The sequence below is a fragment of the Sodalis praecaptivus genome, assembly GCF_000517425.1.
In the GTDB taxonomy this organism is placed as follows: domain Bacteria; phylum Pseudomonadota; class Gammaproteobacteria; order Enterobacterales; family Enterobacteriaceae; genus Sodalis_A; species Sodalis_A praecaptivus.
Window position 1 is genome coordinate 1,605,958 of record NZ_CP006569.1, and the last position, 12,369, is coordinate 1,618,326.

The 12,369-nt window shown below is 59.8% G+C and carries 9 protein-coding genes; 6 read left to right on the forward strand and 3 right to left on the reverse strand.

Annotated elements, in window-relative coordinates; genetic code table 11:
- The first annotated feature begins 1 nt into the window (after position 1).
- On the forward strand, positions 2 to 1,687 hold the full coding sequence (gene fruA, locus SANT_RS07130) for a PTS fructose transporter subunit IIBC (RefSeq protein WP_025421604.1): 1,686 nt from the start codon (positions 2 to 4) through the stop codon (positions 1,685 to 1,687).
- A gap of 265 nt (positions 1,688 to 1,952) precedes the next feature.
- Here fruA and nfo read toward each other — a convergent pair whose 3' ends face one another.
- Entirely contained in the window at positions 1,953 to 2,837 is an 885-nt protein-coding gene (gene nfo / locus SANT_RS07135) for a deoxyribonuclease IV (RefSeq protein ID WP_025421605.1), read from the reverse strand.
- 89 nt (positions 2,838 to 2,926) lie between these two features.
- Here nfo and yieE point away from each other — a divergent pair, with 89 nt between their 5' ends.
- From yieE to SANT_RS07170, 5 genes are all read left to right on the forward strand, one after another.
- Positions 2,927 to 3,814 carry a DNA-binding transcriptional regulator YeiE gene (gene yieE / locus SANT_RS07140; RefSeq protein ID WP_025421606.1) on the forward strand — a complete coding sequence of 296 codons (888 nt, stop codon included), beginning with the start codon at positions 2,927 to 2,929 and terminating at the stop codon, positions 3,812 to 3,814.
- A gap of 225 nt (positions 3,815 to 4,039) precedes the next feature.
- The gene (locus SANT_RS07145) at positions 4,040 to 5,512 is read left to right on the forward strand and encodes an amino acid permease (protein WP_025421607.1); all 1,473 of its coding nucleotides are present in this window, start codon (positions 4,040 to 4,042) and stop codon (positions 5,510 to 5,512) included.
- A 325-nt stretch (positions 5,513 to 5,837) separates the two neighbouring features.
- Positions 5,838 to 6,863 carry a FecCD family ABC transporter permease gene (locus SANT_RS07155; protein WP_420480355.1) on the forward strand — a complete coding sequence of 342 codons (1,026 nt, stop codon included), beginning with the start codon at positions 5,838 to 5,840 and terminating at the stop codon, positions 6,861 to 6,863.
- Positions 6,860 to 7,651, forward strand: a complete 792-nt coding sequence (locus SANT_RS07160; RefSeq protein WP_025421610.1) for an ABC transporter ATP-binding protein — start codon at positions 6,860 to 6,862, stop codon at positions 7,649 to 7,651. The genes SANT_RS07155 and SANT_RS07160 overlap by 4 nt, the downstream gene beginning before the upstream one ends.
- A 556-nt stretch (positions 7,652 to 8,207) precedes the next feature.
- On the forward strand, positions 8,208 to 10,181 hold the full coding sequence (locus tag SANT_RS07170; protein ID WP_038668348.1) for a ligand-gated channel protein: 1,974 nt from the start codon (positions 8,208 to 8,210) through the stop codon (positions 10,179 to 10,181).
- Between the two features lie 129 nt (positions 10,182 to 10,310).
- On the opposite strand, the gene fghA is transcribed toward SANT_RS07170, so the two are convergent.
- Complete coding sequence (gene fghA, locus SANT_RS07175) at positions 10,311 to 11,159, reverse strand: S-formylglutathione hydrolase (protein ID WP_025421613.1); 849 nt, start codon at positions 11,157 to 11,159, stop codon at positions 10,311 to 10,313.
- Positions 11,160 to 11,174: 15 nt separating this feature from the next.
- Positions 11,175 to 12,299, reverse strand: coding sequence for an S-(hydroxymethyl)glutathione dehydrogenase/class III alcohol dehydrogenase (locus SANT_RS07180; protein ID WP_025421614.1), 1,125 nt, complete (start codon positions 12,297 to 12,299; stop codon positions 11,175 to 11,177).
- Positions 12,300 to 12,369 lie beyond the last annotated feature (70 nt).

A 12,369-nucleotide genomic window follows, 5' to 3' on the forward strand; every position in this document is an offset into this window, starting at 1 on the left:
GATGAAAACACGTCTGATTCTGGACAGTGCATTGGGCCAGGCCCGCAGCCATATATTGCGGACAGTATTGGCTGATGCGGCGGGGAAAAGCGGGCTGCAGCTGGTCAACGACGACCCGGACGCCGAACTGTGGGTACTGGTGGGCGCAGAGGCCGGCGATGCGACGCTGAGCGGCAAGATGGCTTTTCAGGGAACGGTAGTGGACGCCGCCAACGACCCTGACGCCTTTTTGCAGCGCGCCCGCGCGCAGGCCGCGCCGTATCGGGCATCGGCCGCAGCACCTTCCTCCTCCGTCGCGGCGGCGTCGTCCGGTCCGAAGCGGGTTGTGGCGGTGACGGCTTGTCCCACCGGCGTTGCGCATACCTTCATGGCGGCCGAGGCTATTGAAGCCGAGGCGAAAAAACGCGGCTGGTGGGTAAAGGTCGAAACCCGCGGGTCGGTCGGCGCCGGCAATGCCATCACGCCAGAGGAGGTACAGGAGGCGGATCTGGTGATTGTGGCGGCGGATATTGAAGTGGATCTCGCTAAATTCGCCGGCAAACCCATGTACCGGACCAGTACCGGGCTGGCGCTGAAAAAAACCGCCCAAACGCTGGATAATGCAGTGGCGCAAGCCCAGGTCTTCCAGCCTGCCGGACAGGGGGCGGCCACCGAGGAGAAAAAGGGATCGCCGGGCGCTTACCGCCATCTGCTCACCGGTGTCTCCTATATGCTGCCGATGGTGGTGGCGGGGGGCCTTTGCATCGCGCTGTCGTTCGTGTTCGGCATTCATGCCGCCGACGAGCCGGGCACCCTGGCCGCGGCGCTGATGCAGATTGGCAGCAAATCCGCCCTGGCGCTGATGGTGCCGGTACTGGCGGGGTTCATCGCCTTTTCTATCGCCGATCGTCCGGGTCTGACGCCGGGGCTGGTCGGGGGGATGTTGGCGGTCAGCACCGGCGCGGGTTTTATCGGTGGCATTATCGCCGGTTTCCTGGCGGGCTATGTCGCCAAGCTTATCAGCAATAAACTGCCCCTGCCGCAAAGTATGGCGGCGCTAAAGCCCATCCTTATCATTCCGCTTATCGCGACCTTGGTGACCGGATTGGTGATGATTTATGTGGTGGGTACGCCGGTCGCCAAAATCCTGACCGCGCTGACGCACTGGCTCCAGGTCATGGGAACCGCTAACGCGGTGCTGCTGGGGGCTATTCTCGGTGCGATGATGTGCAGCGACATGGGTGGCCCCATCAACAAAGCCGCCTACGCTTTTGGCGTCGCGCTGCTCAGCACCCAGACCTATGGCCCGATGGCGGCCATTATGGCCGCGGGTATGGTGCCGCCGTTGGGCATCGCGGTGGCCACGCTTATTGGACGCCGTAAGTTCGATGACACCCAGCGTGAAGCCGGCAAAGCCGCGTTTGTGCTTGGCCTGTGTTTTATTTCGGAAGGCGCGATCCCCTTCGCCGCTCGCGATCCAATGCGCGTTATCCCGCTTAGCATGGTGGCGGGCGCGCTGACCGGCGCCTTGTCGATGATGTTTGGCGCTACGCTGATGGCGCCGCACGGCGGGTTGTTCGTGCTGCTGATCCCGGGCGCTATCTCGCCGGTGACCGGCTATATCATCGCAATTGCCGCCGGTACTCTGTTGCTGGGCGTGCTGTACAGTCTGCTGAAACGTCCTGACGTAGTGGGGGCGCCGGCCTGACTTTCGCTATCCCAATACCGGGAGAGCGAAAGCGCGCGGGTGAGGTAAACATGCCTAGCGGGCCTTTGCCGATGCTCTCATGCCGGCATTAAGAGGCGTGTGGGCGCAAACGTCCTGACGCGCCGGGCGAAGGGGGATTGACCCGTTCGCCCGCCGGTGCATCATCGCCCGCGAGGGCAGTGACGCTTAAAACGTCCTAACCGCGTGGCGCGATGGGACGCATTACGGCCCGCAAGGTTATCCTGCGGGCCGTTGTCGTTGGCGCTTAGCTTTCGGCCGGCGTTGCGGCGGTGTTGTCGCCGGCGGCCAATGCGTTCAGCCAGGCGATTTCCTGCGGCCAGATATCCGGATTCACCGTTTCCAGAATCATCGGAATGCCGTCAAAGCGTTTATCGGCCATGATCCAAGCAAAGGCGGTTTTTCCTATTTTGCCCAGGGCGAGGCTGTGGTGGCGATCGACCCGGCTACCGCAGTCGGTTTTGGCATCGTTAAGATGCATCCCGCGCAGATAGTGGAAGCCAACGATATCGGCGAACGCCTTAAAGGTGTCGGCGCAGGCCGAGGCCGTGCGCAGATCATAACCGGCGGCAAAGGCGTGGCAGGTATCGATGCAGACGCCGACACGGTTTTTATCGTCAACGCGATCGATAATCGCCGCCAGTTGCTCAAAACGAAAACCCAGGTTGCTGCCCTGGCCGGCGGTGTTTTCGATAACAGCGGTAACGCCTTGGGTTTTCTCCAGCGCCAGATTAATAGAATCGGCGATGCGCGCGAGGCATTCATCTTCCGCGATCTGCTGTAAATGGCTGCCGGGATGAAAATTAAGCAGGCTGAGCCCCAATTGCTCGCAGCGCTGCATTTCATCGATGAAGGCTTCGCGCGATTTCTCGAGCCCATCGCGCGTAGGATGGCCGAGATTAATCAGGTAGCTGTCATGGGGAAGGATTTGGCGGGAAGCATAGCCATAGCGCTCGCAGGCGGCGCGGAAATTATCGATAGTCTCGGTGGTCAGCGCCGCCGCTTTCCATTGCCGCTGGTTTTTGGTGAAAAGTGCGAACGCTGTCGCCTTAAGGTCGTGGGCGCGCGCCACCGCCCGATCGACGCCTCCCGCTACGCTAACGTGCGCGCCGATAAACTTGTTTTCGCTCATCCTGGCTAGGCTCCCGGTTAAAGTGATGAAGAGAAGAAAAGAAATGATTATAGTTGGTTATCTCGTTGAAATGTTGGATTACTAAAGCTATGGCCATTACCCTGCGCCAGCTGGAAGTCTTTGCCGAAGTGCTGAAAAGCGGTTCGACCACCCAGGCCTCACAGATATTATCGTTGTCGCAGTCGGCGGTCAGCGCGGCGCTGACCGATCTGGAACAGCAGTTAAAAGTAAAATTGTTTGACCGCGTGGGCAAACGGCTGGTGCTCAATGAGCATGGGCGATTGCTCTATCCGCGCGCCGTTGCGCTGCTGGAGCAGGCGGGAGAGATAGGCACACTGTTCTCCCAGGGCAATGGCGCGTTGCGGCTGTTTGCCAGCAGTACCATCGGTAATTATATTTTGCCGGAGCTGATTGCCGGTTACCGGCGCGCGGTGCCCGATACGCCGCTGTCGCTGCAGGTGGGCAATAGTCAGGAGGTGATAAACGCCGTGGCGGATTTCCGCGTCGATCTGGGGCTGATTGAAGGACCAAGCCACCACCCGGATCTGGTGACCCGCCCCTGGCTCAACGACGAACTGGTGATTTTTGCCGCCCCCGACCACCCGCTGGCGGGGCGCCGGCTGGAATTGCCCGCGCTGGCGGACGCCCCCTGGATTTTGCGCGAGCGGGGCTCTGGCACCCGCGATATCGTTGACCACCTGCTGCTCTCGCGCTTGCCGCACTTTCATTTAGAAATGGAACTCGGCAATTCCGAGGCCATCAAACATGCGGTACGCCACGGATTGGGTATTAGCTGCCTGTCGCGCCGAGTGGTGGCAGAGGCGCTGGCGCTCGGCACTCTGGTGACCCTGGCGCCGCCGCTGCCGCCGCTTTATCGCACGCTGTATGTGGTGCATCACCGGCAGAAACACCTCTCCCACGCCCTGCAGCGGTTTATCGACTATTGTCAGCACGCCGCCGGCGCGGACGCCCGCTAACCGCCTCCTTCCCCAGGGGGTAAAAGGTGAGCCACGTCTCCTTTATGGCGATAATCAACGGCAACGGCGCGGCGCAGCGGTGTAAAAAACGCCAAATTTGTCATATGGAGCTTATAATTGACCGTGCATTATGAAGCTGTCTTATAATTCGACTACTTGAGGGTGCGCGGCGGGAACGATTTGCTACAATCCCGCCTCGATTTTTGCAGAGACCCGTCAAACGCCATGTTTCACAAAACAACCCCTCCTTTGCCCAGCAGCGGCCTGCGCCGCGAATTAAAAGCGCGCCATTTGACCATGATCGCCATCGGCGGCTCCATCGGCACCGGCCTCTTTGTTGCCTCCGGCGCAACCATTTCCCAGGCGGGGCCGGGGGGGGCGCTGCTCTCGTATGCGTTGATTGGTCTGATGGTGTATTTCCTGATGACCAGCCTCGGCGAGCTGGCGGCCTATATGCCGGTGTCCGGCTCGTTTGCCACCTATGGCGCGCGCTATGTGGAAGAGGGCTTCGGCTTCGCCCTCGGCTGGAATTATTGGTACAACTGGGCGGTCACCATCGCGGTGGATCTGGTGGCGTCGCAGTTGGTCATGAGCTATTGGTTTCCAACGGTCCCGGGCTGGATTTGGAGCGCGCTGTTCCTGGGCATCATGTTTCTGCTCAACGTCATTTCGGTGAAAGGATTTGGCGAAGCGGAATACTGGTTTTCGCTGATAAAAGTCGTCACCGTGGTGGTGTTCATCGCGGTAGGCGTGCTGATGATTTTCGGCATTCTGCGCGGCGGCGAGCAGGCAGGCTGGCACAACTGGACGGTGGGCGACGCGCCTTTTGCCGGCGGCTTCGCCTCAATGATTGGCGTCGCGATGATTGTCGGCTTCTCCTTTCAGGGTACCGAACTTATTGGTATTGCCGCCGGCGAATCGGCGGATCCGGCCAAGAATATCCCGCGGGCGGTGCGGCAGGTGTTCTGGCGAATCCTGCTATTTTATGTGCTGGCGATTCTTATTATTAGCCTGATTATTCCCTATACCAGCCCCGACCTGCTGCGCAATGAGGTGAAAGACATCGCCGTTAGCCCGTTTACGCTGGTATTTCGCAACGCCGGGCTGTTGTCGGCCGCGGCGGTGATGAACAGCGTTATCCTGACGGCGGTCCTGTCGGCCGGCAATTCCGGCATGTACGCCTCGACGCGCATGCTCTATACCCTGGCGGTGGAAGGCAAAGCGCCTAAGATCTTTGCGCGCCTGTCGCAAGGCGGGGTGCCCCGTTACGCGTTGGCCATGACGACCCTGGTCGCGGCGCTGTGCTTTCTCTCTTCTTTATATTCCAACCAAAAAGTGTACCTGTGGCTGCTTAACACCTCAGGTATGACGGGATTCATCGCCTGGCTGGGGATCGCGGTCAGCCACTACCGATTCCGACGCGGCTACGAGAAGCAGGGGCGTAATCTTGCCGCGCTGCCCTATCGGGCTGGACTGTTTCCGCTGGGGCCGGTACTGGCGTTTATTTTGTGCCTGCTGATTACGCTTGGGCAAAACTATCAGGCGTTTTTGGCACAGACCATTGATTGGAATGGCGTTATCGCGACCTATATCGGTATTCCGCTGTTCCTGCTTATTTGGTTGGGCTACCGTTGGCGCCGCGGCAGCCGGCTGGTCCGTTATGAAGACATGGCATTTCCCGATAGCCGAGACAACTAGTGATCGCGCGCCACCGGCACGGTCTGGATGTGAGCTGCGGCGTGGCTGATCGGCGCCGTGGCGCTACCGCTATCCGGTAAAGGCTTAATATGATTGATAAAGCTTATTATTTGCTTTATCGTTAACGCCTCATGACTGCCGCCCTGTCCGGCCCTCGCGCCTTTTCCGGCCGCGAGCCGGCGTGCGTCGCGTCCGACATTTGCCCTGACGCCGCTGATAGCGGACCGCGCCGGCACGACAGCCCTAAATCAGCCTTTCAGATAGAGCGATGTGTATGACCTCCGAATCGACGCCCGCGGCGCCAAACATTCCGCAAACCGCCACGATGGGGCAGTATCGGCGTCTTTTGCGCCGGCGCCTGCTGCTGCTGGCGGCGCTGGTAGCGGCAATTATCGCCTGCGTGCTGGTGGATTTCACCTTGGGCCCGTCGGGGCTGGGGGTGGACGTTTTGTTGAAAACGCTGCTTCATCCGCAGTTGGCGGACGGCGGTACGCGGGTGATCGTCTGGGATATCCGCCTGCCGTATGCGTTGATGGCGGTGGCGGTGGGCCTGTCACTGGGACTGGCCGGCGCGGAAATGCAGACTATCCTCAATAACCCTCTCGCCAGCCCCTTTACCTTGGGCGTGTCGTCAGCGGCGGCGTTCGGCGCCGCGCTGGCGATTATCCTGGGCATTGGCCTGCCCGGTTTGCCCGAGACCTGGTTTATTGCCTTAAATGCGTTTGTTTTCGCCCTGCTGGCGGCGCTGTTGCTGGATGCCGTAACGCGCTGGACTCGGGTGGCGACCTCCGGCGTAGTGCTGTTCGGTATCGCGCTGGTGTTTACCTTTAACGCGTTGGTGTCGATGATGCAGTTTATTGCCAGCGAAGATACGTTACAGGGGCTGGTGTTCTGGACCATGGGCAGCCTGGCGCGCGCGTCCTGGCCGAAATTGCTGATAATGAGCGCGGCGTTTGCGCTGCTGCTGCCCTGGTCGCTGCACAGCGCCTGGAAGCTGACCGCGCTGCGGTTGGGCGAGGATCGGGCGATAAGCTTTGGTATCGACGTCAAGCGCTTGCGCCTGGGGACGCTGTTGCGTATCAGCCTCCTGTCGGCGCTGGCGGTGGCGTTCGTCGGGCCTATCGGTTTTATCGGACTGGTGGCACCCCATATTGCGCGGCTGATGTTCGGCGAAGATCACCGCTTTTATCTGCCCGCCAGCGCGCTGCTGGGGGCGCTGGTTTTGTCGATGGCGTCGGTGGCGTCTAAAAATATCGTGCCGGGCACGCTGATTCCCGTCGGTATCGTGACCTCGCTGGTCGGGGTGCCCTTTTTCCTTAGTATCATCTTGCGCCACCGGGGGAATTTGTGACCACGGGACTGCGTATCGCCGGCTTTTGCGCCGGTTATCCGAAACGTCGGGTGATCGACCATCTCGATGTTCCCTGCCTGCCGCGCGGTCAAATCAGCGTGCTTTTAGGGCCTAACGGCTGCGGTAAATCCACGCTGCTGCGATCGCTGGCCGGTTTGAATCCGGCGCGCGGCCAACTTTGGCTGGGGGATGAGGATCTGATGCAATTGCCGTTTGCCCGGCGAGCGGAGAAGGTGGTGTATCTGCCGCAGAGTCTGCCCGCCGGCGTCCATTTGCAGGTGCTGGAATCGGTCATCGTGGCGCAGCGCGCCTCCGGCGGCCGCGCCCACCAGGCTGATGAACACCAGGTCATGGCATTGCTGGCGCGGTTGGGCATCGCGCATTTGGCGCTCCACTATCTGGACAAGCTTTCCGGCGGCCAGAAGCAATTGGTGGGACTGGCGCAATCGCTGATACGCCAGCCGGCGCTGTTGTTGCTCGACGAACCCCTTAGCGCGTTGGATCTTAATTATCAATATCATGTTATGTCGCTCATCGGTAGCGAGACCCGGCGGCGGAATATGGTCACTCTGATGGTGGTGCATGATATCAATATCGCGCTGCGCCACGGTCACCATGCGCTGATGCTGCGCGATGGCAGCTTGTTGGCGGATGGCGCGCCTGAACGGGTGATTACTCCGGCAAGCCTTGCCAGCGTGTATGGCGTTAGAGGGCGTATCGAACGTTGTTCGCAAGGGCGGCCGCAGGTGTTGATTGACGGTCTGGTCAATCCGCCGGAGCCGATGTAGAAGATGAGATGCGGCGCGCCGAACGCGCGGCGCAAAACAGCCTTTTGGCGGCAAAAGAAACTCAGACGCCGCCGTGGAACCGCATCCATTACGGTTTTACTCCGCCGTCTTTCCTTTGTAGTCAAGCGATAGGCCGCCAAAGGCCCATTATAACGGCGTGTTGTTTCCTTAAGGCCGGGCGCTAACGCCTATCGCGCTGGCGTTAACGCTCCCTCTTCCTCTCGGAGCCTCCCTTTAGGGCAACGCGGCGGCGCTCGCCCCTTTATCAGGCATGCACGGCAGCGCCTTCGCCACCGCGAGAAAAACCGTACTCCCCTTTCTTTCACTACCGCCCGGGCGCACTTATAAGCGTAAGCGCTTTGGTGTCGCGAGCCCTTTGCGTTGCACGCCCATCGCGCGATCGCTAAACGCGCCGCAAAATCACGGGGCGCAACCGCTTTCCATTAAAGCAAATAGTTATGATAATGAGAGTGATTTTTATTTACATAAATAAGTATTTTCTTACAATGGCTCACGCAATTAAGGCAAAGTGGCAACACCATAAGGAAATTTTGTCATGCGTAACAGAGTCACGTCCCGAGCCATGCTCCTGTCGATGGCGACCTTAACCCCCTCGCTGGCCGGCGCAGCCCAGTCAGAACCGACCACGGACACCGTGGTAGTCACCGCCGCCGGCTTCCAACAAAAAATCGAGGATTCCGCCGCCTCAATTTCGGTTATTTCGCGTGAAACCCTGGAAAATAAGGCCTATACCGATGTCACCGACGCGCTGAAGGATGTCCCGGGCGTGGTGGTTACCGGCGGTGGTAGCCGCAGCGACATTAGCATTCGCGGTATGGCCGCCAAGTACACGCTGATCCTGGTGGACGGCAAACGCGTCGACACCCGCGGCACGCGTCCCAATAGCGATGGTCCCGGCATTGAACAAGGCTGGCTGCCCCCGCTGGCGGCGATTGAGCGAATCGAGGTGGTGCGCGGTCCGATGTCCTCATTGTATGGTTCCGACGCCATGGGCGGGGTGATTAATATCATCACCCGTAAGGTCGGCAAATCCTGGCAAACCTCCGTGCGTAGCGAAGCCATATGGCAAGAAGACCGTCGTTCCGGGGATATTTATCAATCCAATCTTTATACCGCCGGGCCGCTGATTGATGGCTTGCTGGGGGTCAAACTCAACGGCCAACTGTCGCGCCGCGGCGAGGATCGCATTATCGAAGGGTACAATGGCCAGCGTATGAAAAGCGGCGGCGTCACCTTCACACTGACGCCGGACGACGCTAACAGTTTCGATCTGGATCTGGGGCATTATGTTCAGGATCGAAACGGGTCTCCCGGTAAATCTCTCTCCCCCGGCAACCCTCCTAGCGATGCGCGCTATACGCGTAACAACTACGCACTCACGCATTACGGTAACTATGACGGCGGCATGACCACCAGTTATTTGCAGCGGAAGGAAACCCGCAATCCGTCTCGGAAAATGGAAACGGCTAACACCCTGCTGAATACCCAAAATGCGTTCTATCTTGGCAATCATACCCTCAGCGTTGGCGCACAATATCGTTACGAGACCCTAAAAGATCAAGGCAACCAATTAGCCTCTGCCCGTAGCCTCAACGAATTGAACCGCTGGAGCTGGGCGCTGTCCGCCGAGGATGAATGGCTGATGACCCAGGACTTTGCGCTGACCACCGGCTTGCGCATCAACCGCGACGAAAATTACGGTAGCCACTGGACGCCTCGGCTGTACGGCGTCTGGCATTTGACCGAAACATGGACGCTGAAGGGCGGCGTCTCCGGCGGCTACCGCTCGCCGGAGTTGCGTCAGGCCGTGGCGGAGTGGGGGCAGATCACCGGCGGGGGCGGCACGCCGGCCATCATTATCGGCAACCCCAATCTGAAACCGGAAAAAAGCCTCAATCAGGAAATCGCGCTGTTATGGGATAACCACCGCTATTTAAATGCCGGCGTCACGGTGTTTAACACCGATTACCGCGATAAAATTACCGAAGTACGCAGCTGCACCGATCCCAGCGGCACGGCCTCCGGCGCCTGCACCATTGGTGGCACTCAATATAAATTTATCAGCCACCGGGTCAACGTGGATAAAGCCCGGGTTCGCGGCGTCGAGGCGACCTTTAACTGGACGATAACGCCGGCGTGGTCGCTGGCCTCCAGTTACACCTTCACTGAAACCGAACAGCAGAGCGGCGAATTCAGCGGTAAACCGTTAAATGAAATGCCGAAGCATATGATTAACGCCACGCTGAATTGGCAAACCACCCCTGATATCGCCAGTTGGCTGCGGGTCAATCACCGCGGACAAAGTTCGGCTTATCTTAGTCGTACCAGCATGAGTGAAGGCCGGCCATCCTATACTTTTGTCGATGTGGGCGCCAGTTGGCGGGTGATGAAACAGCTGCAACTGCAGGCGGGGGTGTATAACCTGCTGGACAAGCGCGTGGATTATGTCACCTACGGTCGCGTACTGGACGGTAGACGCTACCTGCTCGGCGCCAATATCGACTTTTGATCGACAGCGCCGGGTGCGGGAGCGCGGCAAAGGGAAAGCCGGTGGGTAAACCGGCAGGGCGATGGCCCGGCGGCCCACCGCTCGCGGCCGGCGGTTTTCCTTCCACCGGGCGGAGCGGCCTCCATCGGGTTAGGCGTGCAGATAGCCGGCGTGAAAACGCAAATGATCGTCGATAAAGCTGGCGATAAAGAAATAGCTATGGTCATAGCCCGGCTGGATGCGCAACGTCAGCGGCCATTGGCGCTGGCGCGCCAGCGCGGCCCATTTTTCCGGCTGTAGCTGTTCCGGTAAAAACGGGTCGGCATCGCCTTGGTCAATCAACACCGGCAGCGGCTGCACGTCGTCGCCGGCAAGCAGCCGGCAGCTGTCCCATTGCCGCCACTGTGCCTCGTCCTGGCCCAGATACTCGCCGAACGCTTTGCGGCCCCAGGGCACCTCGCTGGGGTTGACGATCGGCGCAAAGGCCGACGCCGAGCAATACCGTCCCGGATGACGCAGCGCCATCAACAGCGCGCCGTGGCCGCCCATCGAATGCCCCATAATGGACTGCCGATCGCCCGTCCTGAACTGCTGGCGGATGAGCGCCGGCAGTTCGTCGCTGAGATAGTCGAACATGCGGTAATGGGATGACCAGGGCGGGATCGTGGCGTTGAGATAAAAACCCGCGCCTTGACCCAAATCGTACGCCTCATCATCCGCCACCGCCTCACCGCGCGGGCTGGTATCGGGCATTACCAGCAGCAAATTCAACTCGGCGGCAAGGCGTTGCGCGCCCGCTTTGGTGGTGAAGTTTTCATCGTTGCAGGTCAGCCCGGACAACCAGAATATCACCTGCGGTGGCCGTTTATCCGCGGCCTCCGGCGGCACAAAGACGCTATAAGTCATCGGGACGCCGGTTGCCTGCGACGGGTGCCGATAGCGATATTGCCATCCGCCGTGCAGGCGGTGGGCGGCAATGCGTTCGACGCTTGCGCTCATCGCACTCTCCTTTGGTCAATGGTCAAAATGGATGACGGAGCGGATTGATTTACCTTCATGCATGAGGCTGAACGCGTCATTAATCGCCTCAAGCCCCATGGTGTGGGTGATAAAATCGTTGAGCTGAAATTCGCCTTTCAGGTAGCGTTCGACGATGCCGGGCAACTGCGAGCGGCCTTTCACGCCGCCGAAAGCGGAACCGCGCCAAACGCGACCGGTCACCAATTGGAACGGCCGGGTGGCGATTTCCTCCCCGGCGCCGGCCACCCCGATGATGACCGATTCGCCCCAGCCCTTATGGCAGCACTCCAGCGCCGAACGCATCACATTGACGTTGCCGATACATTCAAAGGAAAAGTCGACGCCGCCGTCGGTCAGTTCAACAATCACCTCCTGGATCGGACGATCGTAATCCCGCGGATTAATCAGGTCGGTGGCGCCAAGCTTGCGGGCCAAATCGAATTTACTGGTATTGATATCGATACCGATAATCCTGCCGGCGCCGGCCATGTGGGCGCCGATAATCGCCGATAGGCCGATGCCGCCCAGGCCAAAAATGGCGACGGAATTACCCGGCTGGACTTTGGCGGTATTCATCACCGCGCCCATGCCGGTGGTTACGCCGCATCCCAGCAGACACACTTCCTCCAGCGGCGCGGCTTTATTGATTTTCGCCAGCGAAATTTCCGGGATCACGGTATATTCCGAGAACGTCGAGGTACCCATGTAGTGAAAGATGGGCTTGCCGTCCTTGAAAAACCGCGTAGTGCCGTCCGGCATCAATCCCTTGCCCTGTGTGGCGCGAATAGCCTGGCAGAGATTGGTTTTCCCGGAGCGGCAAAATTTGCATTCGCCGCACTCAGGCGTGTAGAGCGGGATGACATGATCGCCGACCGCCACGCTGGTCACGCCTTCACCCACCGCTTCCACCACGCCGCCGCCTTCATGACCCAGAATGGCCGGGAACACGCCTTCGGGATCCTTGCCTGATAGCGTATAGGCGTCGGTATGGCAGACGCCGCTGGCAACGATGCGTACCAGAACTTCGCCTTTTTGCGGCGGCATCAGATCGACTTCGGTGACCGCCAGAGGCTGGTTCGGCCCCCAGGCGACGGCGGCGCGGGTTTTTATCATTTGCATGGTGAAGCTCCTAAAGCAGAGTGAAAGACGGGCGCGTCGGCGGTGCGCGCCCCTTCGGTAACGCCCGTGC

Bases quoted from the DNA above. Each gene is read 5' to 3' on its own strand.
- yieE (WP_025421606.1), top strand. From the start codon at position 2,927: ATGGCCATTACCCTGCGCCAGCTGGAAGTCTTTGCCGAAGTGCTGAAA.
- SANT_RS07170 (WP_038668348.1), top strand. From the start codon at position 8,208: ATGCGTAACAGAGTCACGTCCCGAGCCATGCTCCTGTCGATGGCGACC.
- SANT_RS07145 (WP_025421607.1), top strand. From the start codon at position 4,040: ATGTTTCACAAAACAACCCCTCCTTTGCCCAGCAGCGGCCTGCGCCGC.
- SANT_RS07155 (WP_420480355.1), top strand. From the start codon at position 5,838: ATGGGGCAGTATCGGCGTCTTTTGCGCCGGCGCCTGCTGCTGCTGGCG.
- SANT_RS07180 (WP_025421614.1), bottom strand. From the start codon at position 12,299: ATGCAAATGATAAAAACCCGCGCCGCCGTCGCCTGGGGGCCGAACCAG.
- nfo (WP_025421605.1), bottom strand. From the start codon at position 2,837: ATGAGCGAAAACAAGTTTATCGGCGCGCACGTTAGCGTAGCGGGAGGC.
- fruA (WP_025421604.1), top strand. From the start codon at position 2: ATGAAAACACGTCTGATTCTGGACAGTGCATTGGGCCAGGCCCGCAGC.
- fghA (WP_025421613.1), bottom strand. From the start codon at position 11,159: ATGAGCGCAAGCGTCGAACGCATTGCCGCCCACCGCCTGCACGGCGGA.